At 70.4% G+C, this 23,798-nt stretch carries 25 protein-coding genes and 1 pseudogene; 12 read left to right on the forward strand and 14 right to left on the reverse strand.

Features of this window, described 5'->3' with window-relative positions; all coding sequences use genetic code 11:
* Positions 1-109: 109 nt before the first annotated feature.
* The 4 genes from HNR21_RS08285 (at position 110) to HNR21_RS08300 (ending at position 3,969) form a co-directional block, all read left to right on the forward strand.
* Positions 110-766 carry a SulP family inorganic anion transporter gene (locus tag HNR21_RS08285; protein ID WP_220500081.1) on the forward strand — a complete coding sequence of 219 codons (657 nt, stop codon included), beginning with the start codon at positions 110-112 and terminating at the stop codon, positions 764-766.
* Positions 767-1,140: 374 nt separating this feature from the next.
* The gene (locus tag HNR21_RS08290) at positions 1,141-1,995 is read left to right on the forward strand and encodes a universal stress protein (protein WP_220500082.1); all 855 of its coding nucleotides are present in this window, start codon (positions 1,141-1,143) and stop codon (positions 1,993-1,995) included.
* Between the two features lie 178 nt (positions 1,996-2,173).
* Positions 2,174-2,905 carry a DUF4389 domain-containing protein gene (locus HNR21_RS08295; protein ID WP_182704722.1) on the forward strand — a complete coding sequence of 244 codons (732 nt, stop codon included), beginning with the start codon at positions 2,174-2,176 and terminating at the stop codon, positions 2,903-2,905.
* A 227-nt stretch (positions 2,906-3,132) separates the two neighbouring features.
* On the forward strand, positions 3,133-3,969 hold the full coding sequence (locus HNR21_RS08300; RefSeq protein ID WP_312880916.1) for a universal stress protein: 837 nt from the start codon (positions 3,133-3,135) through the stop codon (positions 3,967-3,969).
* A gap of 104 nt (positions 3,970-4,073) precedes the next feature.
* On the opposite strand, the gene HNR21_RS08305 is transcribed toward HNR21_RS08300, so the two are convergent.
* The 5 genes from HNR21_RS08305 to HNR21_RS08325 form a co-directional block, all read right to left on the reverse strand.
* Positions 4,074-4,937, reverse strand: coding sequence for a universal stress protein (locus HNR21_RS08305; protein WP_182704724.1), 864 nt, complete (start codon positions 4,935-4,937; stop codon positions 4,074-4,076).
* Between the two features lie 459 nt (positions 4,938-5,396).
* Positions 5,397-6,938 (reverse strand): bifunctional aminoglycoside phosphotransferase/ATP-binding protein, encoded by a 1,542-nt coding sequence (locus tag HNR21_RS08310; RefSeq protein WP_182704725.1) that lies wholly within the window; start codon positions 6,936-6,938, stop codon positions 5,397-5,399.
* Positions 6,935-7,303, reverse strand: a complete 369-nt coding sequence (locus tag HNR21_RS08315; protein ID WP_182704726.1) for a hypothetical protein — start codon at positions 7,301-7,303, stop codon at positions 6,935-6,937. The genes HNR21_RS08310 and HNR21_RS08315 overlap by 4 nt, the downstream gene beginning before the upstream one ends.
* A 27-nt stretch (positions 7,304-7,330) precedes the next feature.
* Positions 7,331-7,522 carry a hypothetical protein gene (locus HNR21_RS08320; RefSeq protein WP_182704727.1) on the reverse strand — a complete coding sequence of 64 codons (192 nt, stop codon included), beginning with the start codon at positions 7,520-7,522 and terminating at the stop codon, positions 7,331-7,333.
* A 203-nt stretch (positions 7,523-7,725) separates the two neighbouring features.
* Positions 7,726-7,932: a cation transporting ATPase C-terminal domain-containing protein gene (locus tag HNR21_RS08325; RefSeq protein ID WP_182704728.1), complete on the reverse strand. Its 207-nt coding sequence runs from the start codon at positions 7,930-7,932 to the stop codon at positions 7,726-7,728.
* Positions 7,933-8,039: 107 nt separating this feature from the next.
* On the opposite strand from HNR21_RS08325, the gene HNR21_RS08330 reads away from it, so the two are divergent.
* Positions 8,040-8,636, forward strand: a complete 597-nt coding sequence (locus tag HNR21_RS08330; RefSeq protein WP_312881551.1) for a VanW family protein — start codon at positions 8,040-8,042, stop codon at positions 8,634-8,636.
* 45 nt (positions 8,637-8,681) lie between these two features.
* Here the strand turns inward: HNR21_RS08330 and HNR21_RS08335 are convergent, their stop codons facing one another.
* The gene (locus tag HNR21_RS08335) at positions 8,682-9,248 is read right to left on the reverse strand and encodes a class I SAM-dependent methyltransferase (RefSeq protein ID WP_220500083.1); all 567 of its coding nucleotides are present in this window, start codon (positions 9,246-9,248) and stop codon (positions 8,682-8,684) included.
* Between the two features lie 124 nt (positions 9,249-9,372).
* On the opposite strand from HNR21_RS08335, the gene HNR21_RS08340 reads away from it, so the two are divergent.
* Positions 9,373-9,798, forward strand: a complete 426-nt coding sequence (locus HNR21_RS08340) for a MerR family transcriptional regulator (RefSeq protein ID WP_182704730.1) — start codon at positions 9,373-9,375, stop codon at positions 9,796-9,798.
* Between the two features lie 218 nt (positions 9,799-10,016).
* Here the strand turns inward: HNR21_RS08340 and HNR21_RS08345 are convergent, their stop codons facing one another.
* Complete coding sequence (locus HNR21_RS08345) at positions 10,017-12,512, reverse strand: heavy metal translocating P-type ATPase (RefSeq protein ID WP_312880917.1); 2,496 nt, start codon at positions 12,510-12,512, stop codon at positions 10,017-10,019.
* A gap of 271 nt (positions 12,513-12,783) precedes the next feature.
* Positions 12,784-13,476, reverse strand: a complete 693-nt coding sequence (locus tag HNR21_RS08350; RefSeq protein ID WP_182704731.1) for a class I SAM-dependent methyltransferase — start codon at positions 13,474-13,476, stop codon at positions 12,784-12,786.
* A gap of 261 nt (positions 13,477-13,737) precedes the next feature.
* Between HNR21_RS08350 and HNR21_RS08355 the strand changes: the two genes are divergently transcribed.
* Positions 13,738-14,160: a BlaI/MecI/CopY family transcriptional regulator gene (locus HNR21_RS08355; protein WP_312880918.1), complete on the forward strand. Its 423-nt coding sequence runs from the start codon at positions 13,738-13,740 to the stop codon at positions 14,158-14,160.
* Positions 14,157-15,107, forward strand: a complete 951-nt coding sequence (locus tag HNR21_RS36310) for a M56 family metallopeptidase (RefSeq protein ID WP_182704732.1) — start codon at positions 14,157-14,159, stop codon at positions 15,105-15,107. Before HNR21_RS08355 ends, HNR21_RS36310 begins: the two co-directional genes overlap by 4 nt.
* Before the next feature lie 209 nt (positions 15,108-15,316).
* Here the strand turns inward: HNR21_RS36310 and HNR21_RS36575 are convergent, their stop codons facing one another.
* The 5 genes from HNR21_RS36575 to HNR21_RS08385 all read right to left on the reverse strand — a co-directional run bounded on the left by HNR21_RS36575 (position 15,317) and on the right by HNR21_RS08385 (position 19,150).
* Entirely contained in the window at positions 15,317-15,892 is a 576-nt protein-coding gene (locus tag HNR21_RS36575; RefSeq protein ID WP_220500084.1) for a MarR family transcriptional regulator, read from the reverse strand.
* 139 nt (positions 15,893-16,031) lie between these two features.
* Positions 16,032-16,655, reverse strand: a complete 624-nt coding sequence (locus HNR21_RS08370; RefSeq protein ID WP_182704733.1) for a DUF305 domain-containing protein — start codon at positions 16,653-16,655, stop codon at positions 16,032-16,034.
* 68 nt (positions 16,656-16,723) lie between these two features.
* A complete protein-coding gene (locus HNR21_RS08375) occupies positions 16,724-17,089 on the reverse strand; it encodes a hypothetical protein (RefSeq protein WP_182704734.1) in 366 nt (121 codons plus the stop codon).
* 170 nt (positions 17,090-17,259) lie between these two features.
* Positions 17,260-18,189: a C40 family peptidase gene (locus HNR21_RS36315; protein WP_182704735.1), complete on the reverse strand. Its 930-nt coding sequence runs from the start codon at positions 18,187-18,189 to the stop codon at positions 17,260-17,262.
* A gap of 433 nt (positions 18,190-18,622) precedes the next feature.
* Complete coding sequence (locus HNR21_RS08385) at positions 18,623-19,150, reverse strand: alpha/beta fold hydrolase (protein WP_182704736.1); 528 nt, start codon at positions 19,148-19,150, stop codon at positions 18,623-18,625.
* Here HNR21_RS08385 and HNR21_RS08390 point away from each other — a divergent pair.
* From HNR21_RS08390 to HNR21_RS08405, 4 genes and pseudogenes are all read left to right on the forward strand, one after another.
* A complete protein-coding gene (locus tag HNR21_RS08390) occupies positions 19,121-20,569 on the forward strand; it encodes an MFS transporter (RefSeq protein WP_182704737.1) in 1,449 nt (482 codons plus the stop codon). The genes HNR21_RS08385 and HNR21_RS08390 overlap by 30 nt on opposite strands.
* Positions 20,570-20,591: 22 nt before the next feature.
* Positions 20,592-21,230, forward strand: coding sequence for a TetR/AcrR family transcriptional regulator (locus HNR21_RS08395; protein WP_182704738.1), 639 nt, complete (start codon positions 20,592-20,594; stop codon positions 21,228-21,230).
* Between the two features lie 175 nt (positions 21,231-21,405).
* Positions 21,406-22,183, forward strand: a pseudogene (locus HNR21_RS08400) (transposase family protein).
* 116 nt (positions 22,184-22,299) lie between these two features.
* Positions 22,300-22,779: a DUF488 domain-containing protein gene (locus tag HNR21_RS08405; RefSeq protein ID WP_182704739.1), complete on the forward strand. Its 480-nt coding sequence runs from the start codon at positions 22,300-22,302 to the stop codon at positions 22,777-22,779.
* 7 nt (positions 22,780-22,786) lie between these two features.
* On the opposite strand, the gene HNR21_RS08410 is transcribed toward HNR21_RS08405, so the two are convergent.
* The gene (locus HNR21_RS08410) at positions 22,787-23,662 is read right to left on the reverse strand and encodes a DUF8757 domain-containing protein (protein WP_220500086.1); all 876 of its coding nucleotides are present in this window, start codon (positions 23,660-23,662) and stop codon (positions 22,787-22,789) included.
* Between the last annotated feature and the right edge of the window lie 136 nt (positions 23,663-23,798).

The raw sequence follows: 23,798 nt of genomic DNA on the forward strand, positions 1-23,798 counted from the left end.
TCTCAAGGCGGAACAGGCAATGACCTTCCTCGGCGGGCCCGCCTGGGGCAGGGGTACCGCAGGCGCTGGTTGCGCGGTGACCTGGTCGCGGGCGTGACCGTGACCGCTGGTGACGATCCTGCGGGCGGCCCTCCTGGTCGCGGTGACCGGGTTGGACGAACACGGTGTACGGGTCGTCGGAGAGGTGCCCGCCGGTCTGCCGTCGCCGGTCATGACCGCTGTGGGGGACGTGCCGCAGTTGCTGTTGCCCGCGCTGGGCGTGCTGCTGGTCGGTTACACCGACAACGTGCTGACGGCCCGCGCGTTCGCCCACCGCACGGACCCGCCGATCGACGGCAACAGGGAACTGCTGGCGCTGGGCGCGTCGAACGCGGCAGCGGGCCTGGTCCACGGCTTCCCGGTGAGCAGCAGCGGCAGCCGCACCGCGATCGCGGCGGTCTCCGGCGGCCGTACCCAGGTGCAGTCCCTGGTGGCGGTGGCGGCGGCCTGCGTTCTGCTGTTCGCCCATCCGCTGCTGACCCTGTTCCCCGCGACGGCGCTGGGTGCCCTGGTGATCTACACGGCGGTACGGCTCGTCGACATGGCCGACTTCCGGCGGCTAGCCGCCTTCCACCGCAGAACGGGCGGGCGTCCGCGCGGACCTTCCCCCGAGCCCATCGCCGACGTCCAGGACCCTGCCGGCGCACCAACGCACCGACAGGCGGTGCGAAACGAGCTCGGTACCCACGGCGACGGCCACCGCCATGAGCCCCCCCGATCGCGGTGACCGGCCGGAGGCGACGGGCTAGAGAGGCTGACCCGCCCGCACGGCGGTGAGGTGAACGCGGTGAAGAGCGTCCCCGGCCAGCCAGGCGGCGGCGATCCAGCGCACCGCGTGCCGTACCCGGCCCCGCAGTGCCCGACTCGGCATCGACCCTCGGGTCAGACCGGGGACCGTGCCCTCCACCGTCCCCGCAGCCACTACCAGGACGAACTCCGCCGCCGGACATGGGACGAAGGTCCCTGACGGTGAGGGCTTTGTGCCGCGGACGGAGAAATCGACCCGGCGCACGCTGGTATCAGGCGGCCGCATCTTCGTCCGGCGATCAGCAGGGCGATCGCCGGCCCTGTGGCCGCGTTGATCGGAGGAGAACGATGGACATGTCCCTTCCCGCCATCACCGTGGGAACCGACGGATCGCCCTCGGCCGCCCGGGCGGTCGGATGGGCCGCGGACGAGGCCGCGCGCAGAAGGCTCCCCCTACGCATCGTGCACGTGATCGATGCGCCCGACGACCTGCTGATGGCCACCGCCCCGGGCATGCGCGAGTCCGCCGCCGGCGCCGGCGAGGCCACCCTGTCGGAGGCCGACAAGCTCGTCCGCGACCGGCACCCCGATCTGGCGGTGACGACCCGGCTGGAAAGCGGGCCGATCCCGCAGGTCCTGCGCGAGCAGGCCGGCGAGGCGTTCATGCTGGTGCTCGGTCACCGCGGGCTGGGCGGTTTCACCAGCCTGCTTCTGGGCTCCACCGGCCTGCGCGTGGCCGGCTTCGCGCCCGGCCCGGTCGTCATCGTGCGCGGTGAGCCCTCCGGCCACGGCGAGGTGCTGGCCGGTGTCGACCTGTTCACCGACAACGAGGAGACGCTCGCCTTCGCGTTCGACGAGGCGTCCCTGCGCGGTGCCCGGCTGCGGGCGCTGTACGCCTTCCAGCTCGCCGAGACGCTCATCGCCGCGGGCGACTACGGCGATCTGGGCGAGATCGAGGACGACCGCCGGGCCCGGCTGGAGGAGATCCTCACCCGCTGGCGCGAACGCTACCCCGGCGTCCAGGTGATCGCCGAGATCGTCCGCGAGCACCCGGTGCTGGCCCTGGTCCAGGCCTCCCACCAGGCCGACCTCCTGGTGGTCGGCGCCCGCGGTCACGGCGTCCTGCAGGGCGCGTTCCTGGGCTCGGTCAGCCACGGGGCCATCCACCACGCCCACTGCCCCGTCGCCGTGCTCGGCCCACGCTCCTGACCCGGCGCGGCAGGCGATCCCCCGGCCGGTCGGCGCATCGACGATGCCGCGGATGCGGGCCGCGGTCAGATCATGAGTTCGGGACCTTCGTCATCGGATCACCGGGCGTAGGGCTCTGTGGACGCGCCCGTCCCGCGCGGATCGTGGTGATGAACGCCGATTCTCCGGGGGAGCCGAGATGACCGATCGAGCCGTTCGGGTGGACGCCCGACTTGACGCGCCGTTGTCGCGCTGGCTGTGGCTGATCAAATGGCTGCTGCTGATCCCGCACTACATCGTGCTCGCCTTCCTGTGGATCGCCTTCATCGCCATCACGGTGGTGGCGTTCTTCGCGATCCTCTTCACCGGCCGCTATCCGCGCGGCCTGTTCGGCTTCAACGTCGGGGTGCTGCGCTGGACCTGGCGGGTGGGCTACTACGGCTATGGGGCGCTCGGAACGGACCGCTACCCGCCCTTCACCCTCAAGGACGTCCCGGACTATCCGGCGCGCCTGCAGATCGCCTACCCGCAACGCCTGTCGCGGGGGCTGGTGCTGGTGAAGTGGTGGCTGCTGGCCATCCCGCACTACCTGGTGCTGGCGCTGTTCACCGGCGTCGGCCTGAGCGGCGTGACCTCTGACGACGGCTCCTGGTCGGTGACCTTCCCCGGCTTGGTCGACCTGCTGGTCGTCCTGGCCGCCGTCGCGCTGCTGTTCACCGCACGCTACCCCGGCGGGATCTTCGAGTTCGTGATGGGCATGAACCGCTGGGTGCTGCGTGTGGCCGCCTACGCCGCCCTGATGACCGACCGCTATCCGCCGTTCCGGCTGGACATGGGCGACGCCGAGCCCGACGAACCGACCGATCCGACCCCGCCGTGGACCGGAGGGAGGTCGGCGCGGACGCTGATGCCTTCCAACGGTGGCGTCTGACCGGATCGTGAACGGTGGTCGACGGGCGGCGGCGATGCCGCGGGCTTCTGGGGCGGTGGGCACCTGCCGTGGAGAGACCGGGATGCGGTGGCCCGCATCCCGGTCTGCTCCTCGTTCCGGGGCCGTTCCGGCGGTGTGCCTGGGGGTAGGGCCAACGGTTCCGGAAGAGGCGTTCTGGGCAGGCGTGACCTCTGGTCGAGGGGGCGGTCATGGGGTGCTGTTCGCGCGTGGTGGTGGGGTATGACGGCACACCGGAAAGCGGGCTGGCCGTCCGGTGGGCCGCGCAGGAGGCGAGGGTGCGGCGGGTGCCGTTGACGGTGTGCCATGCCTGGCGATGGCCCTACCCGGCGGACTTCGTCGACTACGAGGGCCTGGCGATCGTCAAACGCGTGGGACAGCACGTGCTGCACCATGGCGCCCGGATCGCCGAGGAGCATGCGCCCGGAGTGCGGGTGCGCGAGCTGCTGCTGGACGGTCCGGCGTCGTCGGCGCTGCTGCGCGAGGCCGACGGCGCGGTGATCGTGATCGGTTCCCACGAACATCGGGAACTGCCGGTCGGCTCCTCGGTGCTGCAGCTTCCGGCGCGCTCTCGCAGCCCGGTGGTGGTGGTCCGGAACGGCGCGCCGGGTGACGGGCGTGCGGTGGTGGGAGTGGACGGGTCGGCGGGTTCGGGTGCGGTGCTGGAGTTCGCCTTCGAGGAGGCCGCTCTGCGGGACTGGCAGGTGCATGCCGTGTACGGCTGCTGGGCGCCCAGCGGTGCCCCCTACGGGGACATCGCGGCGTTCGCCGACAAGGCCGAGCTGGAACGCACGTGCGGTGCCCGGCTGCAACAGGCCGTCAGCCCGTGGACGGCGCGGTACCCGCAGGTGAAGGTGCACGCGTCCGTGGTGATGGACGAGCCGCGCAGGTCGCTGCTGGAGGCGGCGCGCGGCGCGGACCTGCTGGTGATGGGCGATCGCGGTGTACGCGGTCTTCGCATGCAGGCGCTCGGCACGACCACGCTGTCCATGCTCCAGCTCGCTCCCTGCACCGTGGCCGTGGTCCACGCCGCCTCAACACAGTGAGCCCGTGCACGGGCCTTGTGAGGGATGCCGTTGGTGTCCTCCGCGCAGCGCCTTGCGGAAGGTCTCGAGCACGGCCACTGCGCTCAGAGCCTGGCCGGACGCCTTCAGGAGCGCGGCCGCACGACGGCGACCGGGCAGTGGGCGTGGTGGACGATCCCGTGGCCGACCGACCCGAGCCGCAGGGCGCCGAGCCCTGTGCAGCTGTGGGCTCCCACGACCACCAGGCACCCGCTATGCGACATGCCGGCCAGCGCCGCCACCGGGTGACCGCGGACGACGTCCTCGACGACCTCCACGCCGGGATGGAGCTTGCGCTGGGCGGCCGTGGCCCGGTGCAGTTCCCAGCGGACGGTGTCCTCGGCGTCCCGCATGTCGATCGGATAGCCGGTGTCGGTGATCATCGGAAGCCGCCAGCCGTGCACGACCCGCAGCCTCGCCCTGCGCAACGCCGCAGCCTCGAAGGCGTGGTCCAGTACCGCCTCGTCCACGGTGGCGGGGCCGACGCCCACGATGACATCGCCCCCGGCCCAGGCCGGTTCACCGCGGACGATGACGACCGGCCCGGGCACATGACCGGCCAGGTGCAGGCCCGTCGACCCCAGCAGCAGGCTGGCGAAGCCGCCTTTCCCCCGGTGTCCGACCACGACCTCGAACGCGCCTTCCGCCTGCTCCCGCAGCGCCGCACCCGGGGAGCGGACCAGGAGTTCGCTGGTCACCTCCAGGGACGGATGGCGTTCACGGGCCGCCCGGTGGGCCGCCGCCAGGATCCGCCGCCCGGCCTCGCACAGCGCGGCCGGCGGCACGGCCGGCGGCAGCATCGGGGAAGCCGGAGCCCAGGGCTCGACGGCGTGCACGATCCGCAGCGGGCGATTGCGGTGCGCGGCTTCATCGCCAGCCCACGTGACCGCTCGGGCGGCGACCTCGGAGCCGTCCGTGCCGACCACCACCGGATCGAACGGATTCGTCATCGTGCGCTCCTTCCATCAGTCCCACGGTGGCCCACCGGCCGGAGCGACGACGACGGCCGGAAGGCACAGGGCGCGGGGACGAAGGTCCCCAGGACAGGACCGGCCGTCTCTACCGGCGGACCCGTACCGGCGGCTGGACTGGAAGGGACGGTCATCGTCCACAACGGGGAAGGCCGCCATGGACGGACCGATCGCTCGCCACTCGTACGTCGAGGCGAAGTGACGCGGGTCGTTTGCGCCACCAGCAGATGAAGGGGAAGCGTGTCCTGGGCCGGGGTGCCGTGCGGGCCGTTGTCCGCCATCAGTGATCCCTTTCATAGGCGTCTGAACTTCTCGGTGGTCGCCTCTACCCCGCCGGTGATCTCCAACGCCACACGATCCTGCGTTTGTGGAGCCCGCTCTGCAGAACCGGAAGTGGCCCCGGCCTGTCATGGCCGGGGAGCGCGGGTGACTCATCCTTCAGTCGGGGGCGATCTGGGAGAGGACGGGACCGTAGGGGGTGATGATCTGGAGAGCCTGCTCCACCGCCGCCGCGACCGTGTCGCCGGTGTCGATGACGGCTGCTTCGGGCCAGGGGGCGTAGCGGGACGCCATGGCGGCGGCGATGGCCGGATCGGCGTCGGAGGGGCCGTGCGTTCTCTCCCGCAGCCGCCGTGCTGTGAGATCGGCCGGCGCCTGGCAGCGCAGGGCGGTGAGGTCGGCGTGCACGCGGCGGGCCAGCAGTTCGGCCAGGGTGCGGTGCTCGGCGGCCGTCCACGAGGCGTCCAGGATGACGCTCTCTCCGGAGTTCAGCAGGGTCTCGGCACGGACGAGCATGGTCGCGTACGTGCGTTCGGTGTGCTCGGGACGGTAGATGCCTTCCCCGAAAGGCGCGGCGGCCGGCCGGTCGGGGGACAGGTCCGCCAGTTCCTTGCGGACGACGTCGCTGTTGATGACGGCGCAGCCCAGGCGGTCGCCGAGTTCCCGGGCCAGGGACGACTTGCCGGTGCCGGGCAGCCCGCCGACCAGGATCAGCCGGGCCGCTCCGGCGCGCAGGTGACGCAGGGCGATGCCGGCGAGCCGGGCGGCTTCCGCGCCCGCCTGCGGATCGCCCTGGGCGTGCCGCAGGCAGGCGACCTTCGCGCGGACGAAGGCCCGGTAGGCCGTGTAGTGATGCCGCAGCGAGGCGGGCGCCGGGTCGGCGGCGTACTCGGCGTACCAGCGCAGGAACCGCTCGCCGAGCGCCGGGGCGCCCAGCCGTTCGAGGTCCATCGCCAGGAACGCCGCGTCATCGAGTCCGTCCAGCCACCGGAGCTGGTCGTCGAACTCCAGGCAGTCCAGGATCCGGGGACCGTCGGGCAGGCAGAAGACGTCGGTGGCCATCAGGTCCCCGTGGCCGTCCACGACGCGGCCGTCGCGGATCCGCGCCTCGAACAGAGCCTCGCGCCCGGCGAGGAAACGCAGTGTGCGTTCCTCGATCTCGACCGCGTCCGCCGCCGGGAGCACCCGGCCGTGGAAGGGACGGACCTGGTCGAAGCTGTCGCACCACCGCCGCCGCAGTGCGTCGCGCGACCCCTGGGCGGCGATCTGCGGGCCGCGCGGGGCGATGGCGTGCCAGGCCGCCAGCCGCCGCGCGATGGCCCGCAGGGCGTCGTCCACCGGTTCCCGGGCGTGCACCAGCGTGGACAGCCGCCGTTCGGTCGGCATCCGCCGCATCACCACCACCGGTTCGTCCGCCTCGCCGGGCAGACCGCGGAACGTCCCGACGCCCAGGTAGACATCGGGGGCGAACCGCCGGTTCAGCTCCACCTCCCGGCGGCACACGCGTTCGCGTTCGGCCGGGGTCGTCAGGTCGACGAATCCCAGATCGACGGGCTTCTTCACCTTGTAGGCGCGGCCTGCGGCGAAGAACACCAGCCCGATGTGGGTCTCGCTGACGGCCGCCGGAGCGTCCGCGGCGTTCCGCTCGTCGACGGTTCCGTCCTGGGCGGCAGGCTGTGAGCGCGATGCCAGAGAGGTCATCTGCCCGCCTCCTCGAGTGCGGTGGAATGGTGGTGTCCGCGGCGGGCCTGCCGGGTGCGGGACATGCGCTCCAGCCTGACGCGCAGCCGCTCACCGGCCAGCGCGATGGCGTGCGGCATGCCGGGGCCCGCGGCGTGCGCGTTCACCGGCCTGCCGTTCAGATCGACTCGCACCGACACCATCGCGGGGTTCCGCGCCGCCGGGTCGGCCAGCACGCCGAGGGTCAGGTGCACCGACAGCACGGGTTCCGGCGCCTGCGCGAGCACCCGGGCGATCACCTCCTGTGCCCGGTCGACATCCTCGGGCGCGACCCGCTTGGAAGTGGTGATCCGCATGGCCGGAAGCGGCTCTTCGCGGTGCTGCACAACGTCTCCTTGGGAAGAGGGGCCAGGTCAGCGCTGCGTGTGCGCGGTGCCGGCGGCCACCGGCTCCGGTGGAGCGGCCGGCGATGAGGCGTCCAGCGCCGCGGCCAGGAGGGTGATGCTCTTGGACAGGGCGGTCACCGTCTCCTCCAGGACACGCACCCGGTGTTCGAGGATCGCCATCGAGGGGCTCTCGGCCCCCAGGGTGATCTGCCTGCTCATCGAGACTCCTTGATACGGCGACGTCTTCTGTGCTTCCAGATTCGTCCCGCGGCGGGACCGGCGCGTAGGGACGTTGGTCCCTGCTGCACGGCCGTACGGCCCGGTGAGGAGCAGCCGGCAAAGGACCGAAAGTCCCTTGCCGTGGTACGTGCGGCGGCGCATGGGCATCCCGTTCCCTGGTGCTCGGCGAAGGCCCGCGCATCTCACGGGGACTCGCTTCGGCGGGCGGCGACCGGGCGAGTGCCCGCCATCCGGAGCAGCGTTTTGAACAGCTCGACCAGCAGGTAGGCGGTCACCGCCACCGTGAGGACGCGGAGCCAGGCCGAACCGTCGAGCGCCGCCGAGCCGAACACCTCGTGCATGACCGGCGCGTACGTGAACAGCACCTGCACGGCGACCAGCGTGGCCATGTACTGCCCCTCGGATCACCACCGGGCAGGCGACCCGGCTCGGCATCAAAGAGAAGATCAGCACCTTCACCACCCGTCACCCGTGCTGCGCGCCGCGAGTCAAGAACATCCACACGATCGCGGACATCCTCGACGGATACATCGTCAGGCCGGGGGAGACGTTCTCCCTCAACGGCATCGTCGGCAAGCGGGACAAGGCACGGGGCTTCGTCGAGGCCCCGATGATCCTCAACGGCCGTTATGTCAACGACGTGGGCGGAGGCATCTCCCAGTTCGCCACCACGATGTTCAACGCGGTGTTCTTCGGAGGCCTTCAGGACGTCCAGCACACCCCGCACTCGTTCTACATCTCGCGCTATCCCGCCGGGCGGGAGTCGACCGTGTCCTACCCGAAGCCGGACTTCCGCTGGCGCAACGACTCACCGTACGGAGTCCTGGTCGACACCTCCTACACCGACACCTCCATCACGGTCACCTTCTGGAGCACCAAGCGGTACCACATCGAGTCCAAGAGTTCAGGGCGCTACGCGGTGACTCCCTTCACCAGCAAGACCGATTCGAGTCCCGACTGCATCCCGATGCCCGGCGCCGAGGGCTTCAAGATCGACGTCTGGCGCATCTTCAAGCAGAACGGCAGGACGGTGCGGACCCAGAAGTTCCACACCACCTACCTGCCCGAACCCCGCATCACCTGCCAGGGCTGAGCCGCCGGCGCCTCAGCCAGCGATCCGGGCGGCTTGATGCGCTGGTCAGCGCGGCTCGGCGGCGGGGTTGGCGGCGAGGACACAGGCAACGGGCGGGTCGAGGTCGAGGGTCTCGACCCGTATCCGGATGAAGCCTGCCCGGGTGAGCATGTCCTGGAGCTCTCGGGCGGCTCGGGCCGTGGTATCCGGGGTGGCACCGGGGCAGCGGGGTTGGCTGACGAGCGCGATGCGCCCTGCGGGGCGGAGCAGGCGGCGCAGCTCGCGAAGCCGTTCCACCGGGTCGGGCCAGAACCCCACGGAGTTGACGGCGAGGATGGCATCGAGCGGATCGTCGAAGCTTGGCAGCCGGTCCACAGAGGTGTGAGCGAGGTGAACGCGGTGGGCGCGGATGGCGGCGGTGTTGCGCCGACCGGCCTGCTGAACCATGGTCTGGGAGTGGTCGATGCCGTACACCTGCCCTCGGGTGGCGCGGGCGGCGAGCTCGGCGATGGCGACGCCGGGGCCGAAGCCGATCTCGAGCACTCGGTCGGTGGGCTGCACGTCCAGCAACGACACCGCCCAGACGTTGCGCTGCCGGTTGGAGCGGCGATGAGCCATGATCCAACCTGCCATCCGTCCGACGATGCCCCGGGGATGATGGAACTGGCGGACCATTTTTGCGATCGCACGTTGTCTGAGAGCTGTACCTGCTGTCGGCATGATCGCAAGTCAACGGCTTCAAGTACGCTTGAAGTCAATGGGCGAGCAGCTGACGATCGGTGAGCTGGCGAACCGTACGGGTGTCGCCACCTCCGCTCTGCGCTACTGGGAGGAGCTCGGCCTGCTACCGGCGCCGGCCCGGGTCTCAGGCCAACGGCGTTATCCGCCGTCGGCGGTCGGGCTGGTCGGTGCGATCCTGTTGCTACGGGATGTCGGCTTCACGTTGCGCGAGGTCAAAGCGTTCATCGCGGCTCGTTCGCAGGCCGGTGACGGTTGGCGGGAGCTGCACCGGCGCAAGCTCACCGAGCTGGATCAACGGATCGCCCAGGCCCAGGCGGCGCGCACCGCCATCGCCCATGCCTTGGCCTGCCCGCACGAAGACATCTTCGAGTGCCCCCACTTCGCCGGCGTGGTCGCGGCGCGCCTGGCGGGATCTTCCCTCGAACAGGCTCATCCGCACTGACCTCGGCACGACGAAGCCGCCTGTCGCCGAGCACGAGCTGGACGCCGCTACCTCCCACGGTGACGAACCGCGGCCTCTCAGCCAGAGATTCGTTGACCGATCACATCCCGTTACCTCGCCATCAGGCGGTGAACAAGATCGCCGGGTTTCCGACAGGTGCTCATCGACGCCCATCGCCGTCCAGAGATCCATGGCCCACCCCGCCGGCGGGATGCCCGTCAGGGCACCCGGGCTCCCGAAGTTCTCTCGTCCTCCGGCCGTTTCGGCGATGGAGACGCCGAAAGCGCGGACGGCAGGCGGAGGCGTTTGAGAGCGAGGGCGTTGACGGCCACGATGACGCTGGATCCGGACATGGTGAGCGCGGCGATCTCCGGGCGCAGGACGAGACCGAAGGCGGGCTCGAAGACCCCGGCGGCGATGGGCAGGGCGATGGCGTTGTAGCCGATGGCCCAGCCGAGGTTCTGCCGCATCTTGCGGAGCGTTCCACGGCCGATGCGCAGGGCCGTGGGGACGTCGAGGGGGTCGGAACGCATGAGCACCACGTCGGCGGTCTCGATGGCGACGTCGGTGCCGGCGCCGATGGCGATGCCCAGGTCGGCCTGGGCGAGGGCGGGGGCGTCGTTGACGCCGTCGCCGACCATGGCGACCCTGCGCCCGGTGGCCTGCAGCTCGGCGATCTTGGCCGCCTTGTCGCCGGGCAGGACTTCGGCGATCACGGTGTCGATGCCCAGCCGCTCGGCGATGTGCCGGGCGGTGGCCTCGTTGTCGCCGGTGAGCATGACCACTTCGATGCCCAGGTTGTGCAGTTCGGCCACGGCGGTCGTCGAGGTGTCCCGAGGCGCGTCGGCGATGCCGATCAGCCCGGCCGCGCGCCCGTCGACGGCGGCGATGACGACGGTACGGCCGGTGGCGGCCAGCTCGTCACGGCGCTCTGCCAGAGCACCGAGGTCGATTCGCTCGCGTTCGGCCAGCCGCCGGTTGCCGACCGTCACACGCCGCCCGGCCACCTCGGCGACGGCGCCATGGCCGGGGACGTTCTGGAAACCCTCGGCGCGGACGGCGTCCAGCCCGCGCGCCTCGGCGTGCCGCACGACGGCCTTGGCCAGCGGGTGCTCCGATTCCCGCTCGACCGCCGCGACCAGCCGGAGCAGCTCATCCTCGGGCATCCCGTCGGTGATGACATCGGTGACCTCGGGTTCGCCCTTGGTCAGGGTTCCGGTCTTGTCCAGCACAACGGTCTGGATGCGCGCGGACGTCTCCAGGGCGACGGCGTTCTTGAACAGCACACCACGCCTGGCGCCCAGCCCGGTGCCGACCATGATCGCGGTGGGCGTGGCCAGGCCGAGGGCGTCAGGGCAGGTGATGACCACGACCGTGATGGCGAACAGGATCGCGGTGGAGAAGGCGCTCCCGGTCAGCAACCAGGCCGCCAGCGTTCCCAGGCCGCCGACGAGTGCCACGAGCACCAGCCAGAACGCGGCACGGTCGGCCAGCCGCTGGCCGGGGGCCTTGGAGTTCTGGGCCCGCTGGACCAGTTCGACGATCTGGGCGAGCGCGGTGTCGGAGCCGACCTTGGTGGCCCGCACGCGCAACGTGCCGTTGACGTTGATGGTCGCCCCGGTCACCTGCGAGCCGGGGGACTTGTGCACCGGCAGGCTCTCACCGGTCACCATCGACTCGTCGACCTCGCTGTCGCCCTCCTCGACGACCCCGTCGACGGCGATCTTGGCGCCCGGGCGCACCAGCAGCAGGTCACCGGGCACCACCTCGGAGGTGGGCACCTCCACCGGTTCCCCGTCGCGCAGCACGAGCGCCTTGGGCGGCGCCAGGTCCAGCAGGGTGCGGACCGCGTCGTTGGCTCCGCCGCGGGCGCGCATCTCGAACCAGTGGCCGAGCAGGACGAACGAGGCCAGTACGGTGGCGGCCTCGTAGAACACCTCACCGCCGCCGGTGAGCGTGACGACCAGCGAGTACAGCCAGCCGGCGCCGATCGCGACCGCCACCAGCACCATCATGTCCAGCGTGCGCGCCCGCAGCGCCCGCACCGCGCCGTCGAAGAAGATCCACGACGAGTAGAAGATCACCGGCAGGCTCAGCAGCAGCGCCCACACGTCCTGCCGTAGCCCGAACGGCACCGGGACGTCCAACCCCAGGACCTCCTCGCCGATCGGCGACCAGATCACGATGGGGATGGAGAACAGCACCGCGACCAGGAACCGGTTGCGCATGTCGGCGACCATGGCGGCCATCGACATCCCGGCATGCCCGCCGTGCCCCATCGCCTCCTCAGGCGATCTGAGATGCTCCGCGCCATGACCGCCGTGCGCGGCAGGGGCGCGCCCTCCGGCATGAGCCGACAGGGCCGCCGGCGCATGCCCGTCATGCTCCGCCACGGCGGTGCCGCCGTGCCCGTCGCCGGACGGCGGATCGGGCTCGGCCATCGGATCGCACAGGTGCGACGGCACCGACCGGCCCGCACAGTGATAACCGCATTCGCGCACCCAGCGGCGCAACTCCGCCAGCGACGTACGGCGCGGATCGAAGGTCACCGTCGCGGTCTGCGCCACCGCGTTGGCCTCCACCTCCAGCACCCCGGGTCGGCGCCCCAGCACCGCGGCCACCCTGTTCTGCTCGGTGGCCCAATGCAGGCCGCCGATCTCCAGCACGGCGGTGCTGCGTTCCTTGCCGGACTGGTGATCTTTGTGCTCGTCCACGATCTGTTCTCCTTGCGGGGAGGCCGCGGTGGATCCTGCTTCCTGCGTCTGAGGAGAAGGTGCAGCACGTGCTGGGAGTCGTATGGGCCTTGTCCGGCGCGTGCGCCCACCCCGGCGTCCCGGGATGATGTTTTCGCCGCGTTCGCGGAGGTCAGGCGGGCGGCTCGCCGATGCGGACCTTTCTACTAAGATCGATAGTACATCGGGGGCGCCCTGGCGTCATGGCTCCGCGGTCATGCAGGCGGGCCGTTGTCCACTCTGCAAATGCCGATCAGGCTGTGCCCCAGACGATTCCCGCCTCCTGGACCACCTGAACGTGGCCCACCTCCCGGAAGCCCGCGTCTTCGAGAGCGGTGATCCAGAACTTCGGCGGCGCGGGGTGGGAACCGCCGATGTGCAGGCCGTACCTGGCGAGGTTCTTGGCGATGCGCCACAGACCGCCCGGCCCCTTGGAAGCCAGGCTGCGGACCTTGGCCTGCAGGATCTGCGCGTCGCCGGATGACAGTCCGCGACCGAACATCATGTCCCCGATGACCAGTCGGCCGCCGGGACGAAGCCAGCGGCGCGCGGACGCGACGACCGCTCGCTTGTCGGCGTTGTGCAGGTGATGCATGACGTAGTTGGACACCACCAGGTCGACGCTCTGGCGAGGTACTGCGAACGCGGTGATTTCGGCGGAGATGGGCAGAACGGTGGCCCTGTGCAGGTCCTCCTCTTCGAGGCTCACCTCACCGGCCGGTGCCTGGGAGGCGTCCACCGCCAGCACCGTGCGCACCGTCCGGGCGAGTGGGGCGGTGAGCAGATCGCTTCCCGCCCGCAGGTCCACCGCGATGTCCTCGGGCCCCGGCCGGGCCAGGCGCAGGATCTCGTCCCGGACGGTCTCGAACGCTGCGCTCTCCGCGCCGTGATGGTGCCAGTGCCGTGCCCTGCGGGCCTGCCTTCGCCGCTTCGGCACGGTCGTCATGAACACCTCTCCTGCGCTCGCATATCTACTACTAGGAATAGTAGATCCTGTGGGGAAGAGTGTCATGGGGGATCGGATTGCGACCGTCGGGCAGGGGAGGCTGCCGAGCCGGGTGAAATCCCTGTCGGCCACGATGGTGGCTCTCGGTGAAGTTTCTCAACTCACCGTGATGCGCCTGAGGGGGAGAGGGCGGTGCCGGCCTCGGTGTATCCGGCGCTCGGCTGGAGCGCCGTTGCTACTACGGGGTCTAGTAAGTTGGACGTGGGCTCTGACGCCGCCGGAAAGAGGGATGCGATGCCGCTCCAGCGGTTCGGTGACCTGGAAGCCGTGATCATGGACCGCCTGTGGTCGACCGGCCGGGCCGCCACCGTGCGCGAGGTGCTGGAGGACCTGCAACGAGAGCGCACGATCGCCTACACCACCGTGATGACGGTGATGGACAACCTGCATAAGAAGGGCTGGTTGCGGCGCAGGCGGCAGGGCCGGGCCTATGTCTATGAGCCGGTGGGCACGCGCGAGGGCTACACCGCCCAGTTGATGCGCGATGCGCTGGCCACCAGTGACAACCAGGCCGCCGCGTTCGTCCACTTCCTGTCGGGGCTGTCTCCGGAGGAGGCCAGGGCCTTGCGCGCGGCGTTGAAAGTGGTGCCCCAGGATGACGGCCCGGAGGAGGACCGAACGTGATCGCCGCCCTCGTCCTCCTGCTGTACGCGCTCGCGCTGGGCCTGCTGGGGCCGCGGTTGCTGACCCGTTCGTCCTGGTCCGATCGGGCGCCCCGGCTGGGTGTTCTGGCCTGGCAGGCGGCGACCGCCTCGGTGCTCGTGGCCGTGGTGCTGGCCGGGTTGGCGCTGGTGGTGCCCATCGGACGGGCCGCGCACAACCTGGCTGATCTCTTCCACGTCTGCCAGATGATGCTGCAGTCCGGTTACGGCGGCGCCCTCCAGCCGATCGGTGCCTTCGTCGGCCTCGCGATGGCCGGCGGGGCGGTGCTGTGGACCGGCGGCCATGTGATCCATGCCCTGGTCACCACCGCCCGCCATCGCAGGCGTCACGCCGAGATGCTGGCGGTGCTGGCCCGCCGCCGCCCGGATCTGGACGCCCTGATCATCGACCACGACCAGCCGCTGGCCTACTGCCTGGCCGGACGGCACCGGTGCGTGGTGCTGACCACCGGCGCGCTGGAACGCCTGCACGACGACCAGCTCGCCGCGGTGCTCGCGCACGAACGGGCGCACCTGCGCGGCCGTCATGACCTGGCGGTCAATCTGGCCGTGGCGATCAGCCGTGCCTTCCCGGGCGTTCCGCTGTTCGGACGGGCGAGGGAGGAGATCACCAGGCTGGTGGAACTGCTGGCCGACGACGCCGCCGCCCGCAGGCACGACCGGGTGTCGGTGGCCGCCGCGCTGGTCACCCTCGCCGAGGGACGGGTGCCGGCCGTCGCGCTCGGGGCAGGAGGGCACACCGCCGTGTTCCGGGTCCACCGCATGCTCGCACCGCATCGGCCGCTGTCGCGGACGGCCAGGGTCGCCGGGCATCTCGGCGTCGCCCTGCTCATCGTCGTACCGTTGCTCATCGCCGTGAACCCGGCCGTGATGGCCATGCTGGCCGAGCACTGCCACCTGTCGCTGTAACGCCAGCGCGGCCGCCTGCGGCGGATGGCCACGGTCAATCCGGTGGCCATGACGGTTCGTGGACCGATGTGCGCGGGCGTTCTGCCGGTGCCCAGCGCCCCGGCGAGGAGCCGCCGGTGCCTACGGGAGCCGTGCCCGCGCCGACTGTGCGTCCCTCCATGCCGGCCGCGCTTCCAGCCGCCGGCTACGGTGCGAGCGCCGTACGACGCTCATGTTGCTTGCGCTGCCCGTAGCGGGTCATCCCGCGCGGTTTGTAGATCGCCAGTGTCATGGGCACCAGCAGCACGAGCAGGCCGCCGCCCGCATGAACACCCAGCGAATGCCGGCGCCCGGACCACCCAGCCCCGTGACACGAGCTGGCCGACGAGCCTGCTGGTGGTGCTCTTCTCCAGGCGAAGCCGACACACCAGGTCCACCTGGCGCAGCTCGCCGGCGCGTGCCAGCTCGCCCAGGGCGTGTGCCTCCGACGGGGGAATCGGCCGTCCGCATGGAGTCCGATCCGGCTGCAGCAGGCCGAAGGACCGGACGAACCTGGCCACGGCGTCCTGGAGCTCGTGTGCATCCGCCGACATGGTTCGGCGATGCAACCAACCCTGGTGCTGCCGGCTGCCTGTGACGTAGCGCCACATCCGCCATGGCGGGGAGCGACGTGTCCCGTTGAATAGCGGCTGAGGGGCGAAGAACCGGCTCACCTGGACTGTTTCGTCGCTCGCAAAGATCGGAACGGCGAGTGTCGTTGCCGCCACGGTCACCACGAGTACGGCTGGCAACCCGTCGAAGGGCATCTCGATGCAAGCCGTTCAAAGAACGGGCTGGGCGATCTGCCGCCCATGCCCCTGGGGTGGCCGGTTCTGAGATGGAACGGCGTCGGAACCCCGTCCGGGGGCTCCGACGCCGGTTCGTCAGCGGGGTGATCCCCTCCGGTCAGAGGGACTTGAGCAGGTCCCGCATCTTGGTGATCTCAGTGGTCTGCGAGTTGACGATGCTGGTGGCCATCGCCTTGGCGGGCGGGTACTGCCCGGCGGACTGCTCGGTCCTGGCCATCGCCACGGCACCTTCGTGGTGCTTGATCATCATCTCCAGGAACATCTTGTCGAACGCCGCTCCGCCGGCGTTCTCGAGCTTGCGCATCTCCTCCTCGGTCATCATGCCGTCCATGCCGCCATGACCGCCGTGGTCCCCGTGGCCCATGCCGCCCGTGCCGGGTGAGGGAACGGAGGCGCCCCAGCTGTTCAGCCAGGCGGTCATCTGCCTGATCTCCGGATCCTGGGCCTTTTCGATGTCGGCGGCGAGCTGCTTCACCTCCGGCGAGGAGGCCCGGGTGGCGGCGAGCCGGGACATCTCGATCGCCTGCTGGTGATGCGGGATCATCATCTGGGCGAACGTGATGTCCTGGTCGTTGTGCCGACCGGTCTGTGCCTGGCCGGTGGTCGGCGCGCCGGTGGTGGCCGACGGGGCCGAGGTCGAGTCGCCGGAGTCGTCGCCACCGCAGGCCGCCAGAGAGAACGCCGCGACAGGGACCACGATCAGCGCGAGAGCGCGTTTCATGAAGTCGTGCCTTTCGTTGTTGCGTTTGCCGTGGAGTGTTCGATCAGTCGCTGTAAGTAACTGATCTGTCACAGCCGCAACACGGCCAACTCGTAGACGGTTCGGGCGGGCGGGGACCGGCCTTGCGCCACCGGAGACGCCCAGTCCTTGCCCTTGCCGGGCAGGGACAAGGAGCGGTACCTGCGGAACAGGAACCACAGCACGACGGCGAACCCGACCATGGCCAACAGCCCCAGGCAGACCTCGCCACCTGGATGATCGGAATGAGGCGCCCCAGGCCGATCAGGGTCGGACGGCCGGGAAAGACCGGCCTCCTCGAAGGCGGGCGAGCCATGACCGGCGCTCATGGCCGATATAGGAAGGCCGCTCAGGTCGAGGGGATTCGCCGAGACCTGGAGCCCGTGCATCGACAGCGCGCAGCAGAGCAGAAGCAACCTGAGCAGCAGGCCGCGGCTTGCTCGGGTCGGCCTGCGTGGGACTGGAAGCCGCGAACGCATGCCCTCCCGTCTCCGGTCGATCGGATCTAGGCTCCGCGGCCTGGTCGGCCGCTCCCTACGTCTCACCTTCTGCTATCGAACATAGTAGATAGCGGGGTGTCGGCGCCCTATGCGATGCGGACGGCGCCCTGGTAAACCCCCCACCAGTACCCGGCCAGGTTGACGACCTCGACGTTCTTCCCGCTGCGCGGAGCGTGGACCATGCGGCCGTTGCCGATGTACATGCCGTTGTGGCCGAGGTCCTCGTAGAAGAACACGATGTCTCCCGGACGTAGCTGGTCACGCGACACTCGGGTGCCCATGTTGTACTGCGCCCCGGTGTAGTGCGGCAGGGAGATGCCCACCTGCTTGTACGCCCACAGCATCAGTCCGGAGCAGTCGAAGGAGTTGGGACCCGCCGCGCCGTAGACGTAGGGCATCCCCACCCGGGTCAGCGCCGCGCGAACGGCCCCCGAGGCCTTCCCCGAGCCGGCGACGCTGATGTTCGGCGGGGACCCCTGGCCGCCTGCGCTCTTGGGAATCTGGCTGATCAGCTTCTCGATCTTGGCCTTCTTCTTGGCCAGTTCCGCCTGCTTGGCCTTGATCTCCGCGGCGCGATCGCGAGCCCGTCCGGCGTTCTGCTCGTACCGCATCCTGGCCAGGACCAGCTCGCGAAGCCGTCCGGCCTGCTGCGCGGTGAGGTATCGGGATATGGCGTCCTTGTCGAGGCCGGCCTGCGGATCGTCGCCGGCGAACAGCGCGAGCTCCGCCCTCGAGCCGGGCGACATGTAGCTGGCGGCCGCCAGCTCCCCGATCTCGCCACGCAGCCGCTCGTAGTCGGCCTGTGTCTGCCGCAGCTGCCGCTGTGCGGACCGGAGCGCCTGCTGTGCCTGCTTGAGCTCCAACCGGGTCCGGTTGTACTCCTCGGTGAGGATCTCCGCCTGGCGCCCCAGCTGTTCCGCGGTCGGCTTGGGCTTCGCGTCCGCCGGACCGGCGGTCAGGACCGCGCAGGCCGCCAGCAGGGCCGCCGCGCCCGCTCGTACGGGAGTGCGCTGCACCGAAACCTCTCTTCCCAGGCGTACCGTCAGATCACCGGAGAAGCTACTACATCACTTAGTACTAAGTGCAATAGTTGAAAAGGCCCGGCGATCCCGCGGCAGATCGCCAGGCCTCGGCACTCCACACGGACACTGGCCGTCCGCAGGCGGCGGTTCGTCAACGCATGCCTCGGGGTGGTCGGTGCAGCCGTCGATGCCGGATGCGAGCAGACTCACCAGCGTCGGCCGGTCGCTGAGCGTGATGAACACGGCGAGCAGCATCGCGGCGAACGAGTAGGGCAGTGCGCGCGATGCGCCGTATCGACGTAAGGGTGCGCCGGATGCTGCTCCGAGACGGTCATCTGCCGGTACGTCCACGTACCCAACAGCGCCGCAATCGGAAAGATCAGGCCCGCCATCGGCAACGCCTGCGGTGCCGGCGCCCACCATGGCGCTATGCATGTTCGGTTGCCAGGAAGCTGAGGAGCAGTGCCTGGGTGCGGTCGGGGCAGTCGTCGTGCAGCGAGTGCCCGCCGCCGGACAGGACGTGCGCCTCGACGATCGGCAGCCGGGCCATCCGGAACTCCCAGGCGTCCCGCACGTCCAGCCCGCCCGATGCGATCAGGGCCAGTCGCGTCACGCGATCCGGGTGGAGCTCGCCGAACCGCAACGCGAACCCTCCGCCCCATGAGTGGCCGACGATCGCCGTTCGCTCCAGCCCGATCGCGTCGAGGAAGGAGCCGATGGACCGGGCGACTTCGGTGTCCACGAAGGTCTCTTCCACGAACTTCTCCCGACATCGCGCGGCGGTGGAGTGCGCGGGCCCCGCTCGCCCTGCCTCGTCATCGGCCCGACCCCAGTTCCACTGCACAAGTTGAACACGACTGTTCGACTTTTGTCTCCTTCGGCCGTACTCTAACCCGAACAGTGATGTTCGACTTAGGGAGTGCTCATGAGTCGCTCGACTCACGCCGGACGGCATCCGGTGAGCGGGCCCGCGTCCGAAGCACCCGGACGCTGGTGGCTGCTGGTCCTGCTCTGCCTGGCGCAGTTCATGGTGATCCTGGACGTGACCGTGGTGAACGTCGCGCTGCCCGTGATCGCCGAAGAGCTCAGGCTGGAGCGCGCCACGCTGACCTGGGTGGTGACCGCCTACACGCTGTGCTTCGGCGGACTGATGCTGCTCGGCGGACGCCTGGCCGACGCGCTCGGCCGTCGCCGTGTGTTCCTGGCCGGGCTCGGGCTGTTCACCCTCGCCTCGCTCGGCTCCGGCCTGGCCGCCGACGCCGCCATGCTCGTCACCGCGCGTGCCGTGCAGGGGGTCGGGGCGGCGTTGCTGTCACCCGCGGCGCTGTCGATCGTGACCACGACGTTCCACGGGCCCGACCGCAACCGGGCGCTCGGCGTCTGGGCGGCCCTCGGCGGTGCGGGCGCGGCCGTCGGAGTGGTGCTCGGCGGGGTGTTCGCCGCCGGTCCCGGCTGGGAGTGGGTCTTCTACATCAACATCCCGGTCGGCGTCCTCGTCGCCGTTGCGCTGCCGATGCTCGCCGGTGCCGGCCGCCCCGGCACGGGGGATTCCCGGATCGACCTGCCCGGTGCGGTCGTCGGCACGGCCGCGGTCGGTGCGCTGATCTACGGGCTCGTCCGGGCGGGCGACACCGGCTGGGGCGACCTGCCGACGCTGCTCGCGCTGGCCTCGGCGGTCGTGCTGCTGGCGGTCTTCGCGCTGATCGAACGCGCGAGCAGGGCTCCGCTGGTGCGCCCGGCCATGCTGGCCCGGCGTCCCGTGATCGCCGGAAATCTCGTCATGCTGGCCGCGTCCGGGCTGCTGCTGGCCCACTTCTTCCTGGCCTCCCAGTACCTGCAGCACGTGCTGCGGTTGAGCGCGCTGGAGACCGGGCTGCTCTTCCTGCCGGTCGCGCTGGTCATCGGGCTGGGCACGCATCTGGGGGTCCGGGTCATCGGCCGATTCGGCGGGCGGCCGGCCGCGTCCGCCGGTTTCCTCCTGGCGGCCGCCGGGGCGCTGCTGCTGGCCCGGGTGCCCGCCGACGGCAGCGCGCTCGTGGACGTCCTGCCCGGCTTCGCGCTCTCCGGGCTCGGGCTCGGCGCGGCGCTCGTCGCCGCCACCACCACCGCGATGAGCCATATCGACCACCAGGACGCGGGCATGGCCTCGGGTTTGATCAACACCGGGCACGAACTCGGCGCCACCCTCGGCATCGCGTTCGTCTCCACCGTGGCCGCCGCAAGCCTGAACGCCACCGACCCCGGGTCGGTCGACGGTTTCGGCGCGGCGTTCACGGCCGCCGCGGTGGTCGCCGTGGCCATGGCGGTGATCGGCGGCCGGCTGGTGCCCAAGGGCCGCCCGCCCGCGACCGACGGGCCGGTGTTCGCCCACTGAGGCCGCTCATAGGCTGGGCGTCATGACGACCACCGACTCGCGCCGGCAGCCGGGCGGCGCCGGGGACCGCGGCAGCGCTCCCCGGCGCCGCGCCGATGCGGAACGGAACATCGCCGCCATCCTCGACGCGGCGCTGGTCTGCTTCTCCGAACAGACCGACGTCAGCATGACGTCGATCGCCCGTGCCGCCGGAGTCGGCCGCGTCACCCTCTACACCCACTTCCCCTCACGTGAGGTGTTGCTGCAGGCCGTCCTGGATCACGCGATCGCCCAGGCCGACGCCGTTCTCGACGCCGCGGAGCCGGACCGGGGACCGGCCGCCGACGCGCTCGGCCGCCTCCTGCGGTCCTCCTGGCAGATCCTGGGGCGGCACCGCCGGCTCTTCGAGGTCGCCCAGCGGGAACTCGACCCCGCCCGGCTGCGCCGCCACCATGACCCGGCCATGGCCCGGGTCGAGGCCCTTCTGGCGCGCGGCCGAAACGAGGGCGCGTTCCGGGTCGACCTCCCGTTGAACTGGATGGTCACCACGGTCTACAGCCTGCTCCACGCCGCCGCCGAGGACGTCAACGCAGGACGCCTGCCGCAGCACTCCGCCGCCGACGTTCTCCAGGCCACCCTGCTGTCCGCCCTGCAGGCGACGGACGACCCTGAAGACGGGTGACCGGCCGCCTCACGGCAGCGACGGCCCGGCTCCGCCACGTTCGGCCAGCTCGGCCACCTCGCAGGCATTGAACCGATCGATCCAGCGCCGCACCGTGCTCGCCGTGCCCGTCGGCCCCGTTCTCGGTTGCCTAAAGGCTGTCACGTAACGCTGGGTGGGCGTGGTAGATGATCTTGTGGGTCAGGTCATCACGGCTGCTCAACAGGAGTGGATCGGCCTGTTCACCGGGCTGTCGCCCCGGCAGTTCCGCAAGCTGGTGCGTCTGGTGGCCGAGCGGGGCGGTGCTTCGGTCGCCGATGGGCGACCAGGGCGGCAGTGGGCGTTGCCGCCGGCCGACCGGGGGGCTGCTGGTGGCCGTGTACTGGCGCACCAACCTGACGCTGCGGCAGGTGGGGCCGCTGTTCGGCATCTCGCATGCGGCCGCCCACCGGGTGGTCGACACTCTCGGGCCGCTGCCGGCGCCGGTCCGCCGCCGCAGACCCGAGCAGGTGTGCATCGCAGGCGGCACGCTGGTGCCCTTGCGGGACCGACGTCTGGCCGCGCGCAGCAAGAACTACCGGTACTCGGCCAACGTGCAGATCGCCATCGACGCCGACACCCGCCTGGTCGTCCCCGGCGGGGAGCCGCTGCCCGGCAACGCAGGCGACTGCCAGGCCTACCCAGCCTCGGGAATCAACCGGGCACTGGCCGGACGGCATGTCATGGCCGACGGCGCCTATCAGGGCAACCCCGGCGTGATCATTCCTTACCGGCAGCCTCGCGACGGCGGCCCGCTGCCGACCTGGCAGGAAGACCTCAACCGCGTCCACCGCAGCGTCCGCGCCCGCATCGAACACGTCCTGGCCCGCAGGAAGACCCGGAAGATCCTGCGCAACCACCGGCGCAGGGCCGGCACCCTGCACGACACCGTGGCCGGCATCGCCTGCCTGCACAACCTCGCACTTGCCGGGTGATCACACCGCCATCCAGCCCACATCAGGCTTAGACGAGCCGAGTCACGTGACAGCCTTTAGGTACCTGCCGAGGGGTGGGTCTGCGCACCGCGTTGCCCTCGTGAGAAGGTGTGGGCATGCTCATGGTGACCCAGCCCAAGGACCTGGCCAATCTGATCGGTGTGGGCTACCAGGGGCACGACCTTCAGTCCTTTCTTGCCGGTCTTGCCCATGAGGGTGTCTCGGTGGTGGTGGATGTCCGGCTCACGCCGATCTCGCGCAAGCGGGGGTTCAGCAAGCGTCTGCTGGCCGAGGCGTTGGCGGATGCCGGGATCGGATACAGGCACCTGCCGGAGCTGGGCAACCCCAAAGACAACAGGGCGGGGTTCGGGGGGAACGAGGAAGAGCTGCGGCAGGCCAGAAGCCGGTTCGCTGCCCGGCTGGCGGATGAGACTGCGGTGGAGGCATTGACCGAGGTCGCACGGTTGGCCAGCACACAGCGGGTGGCTCTGCTGTGCTTTGAGGCCGATCAGCGACGCTGCCACCGGGACGTGATCGCCGCGGCTCTGGCGGACCCGACCGCCTTCGGGCTCACAGCGGAGCTGGTGCCTCGGTAGCGCAGGACTATCGCGTGGGGTAGCAGGCGCCCAGCACCATGAACGTCAGCTGGTGCTTGGCCTGGTTGCCGACGTAGAAGATGGTGTCCTTGCCCGCCCCGCACATCATGTCAAAGAACCTTTCGTGCAACAGGGCCTTCAGGTCTGCGTCGTCGAGGTGGCGGAACCGGCGCTGGAGAGCGACCCACTCCCAGTCGTAGATGCCCTGCCGGTGGCCCCTGCAGTCGCCTGACTGGCACAGATAGCGATACCAGCCCTTGAACCGGGGCGCCTCCAACGCGGTGCGGGGACGCTGATCGAAGAGGTCTCCCTGGGCCACGTACCTGTCGATCTTCGCCTGCTCGTCCCGTGTCCAGCCCGGGTGGGGCTCGATGTCGAGGCCTTGCACGAGGCGAGGCCGGATCGCCGCCAACGACCGGGCCGGCGGTCGTTCGCGCACCGCCGCCCGGACCTCGCACATCGACGCGTGGACATGGTCGATGATGAAGGGAAGGCGTCTGTCCCATCCCCGTATGAACCGCTCCCGCTTGATGGTGTCGATGATCGGCCGGAAGCTCTCCGCCCGAGGGTCGGCCCGGTTGGGCTTGGCCTGCAGGGACACGATCTCGTACTTGCGGAAGGTCCGGTCCGACTCCAGCTCACGGAAGTTGATCGGATACAGCCGTACCCAGCCGCCCTGCCCATCGTCCAACCGGATGCCGGCCACGCACACCGTCTCGCCGTAGGTCTCCGAGGGGTTCGGCGCGGCCTTCACCGTGATGAGCACGCGCATCCGAACGGCAGCCTCTCCGGGAGGCTTGACCAGAGGCGCTTGAGGGTCGGGAGCGAACAGCGAAACTTGATCAGCCGAGCCCACCGGCATCTCCTCCAGGTAGTCGCTCACAACGAGCGTCGATCGCGCCGCGATGAAATGCCAGACTCATGACCACAAACGGCAGCCACAGTGCAGGCGCGTTGTCTCTGTGGTGGGGGGAGTGGAACCGTTCAGCTACTTGCAGTGGATGACTACAGATGCTCCG

Origin of the sequence: Thermomonospora cellulosilytica (genome assembly GCF_014138835.1) — a bacterium.
In the GTDB taxonomy this organism is placed as follows: Bacteria; Actinomycetota; Actinomycetes; order Streptosporangiales; family Streptosporangiaceae; genus Thermomonospora; species Thermomonospora amylolytica.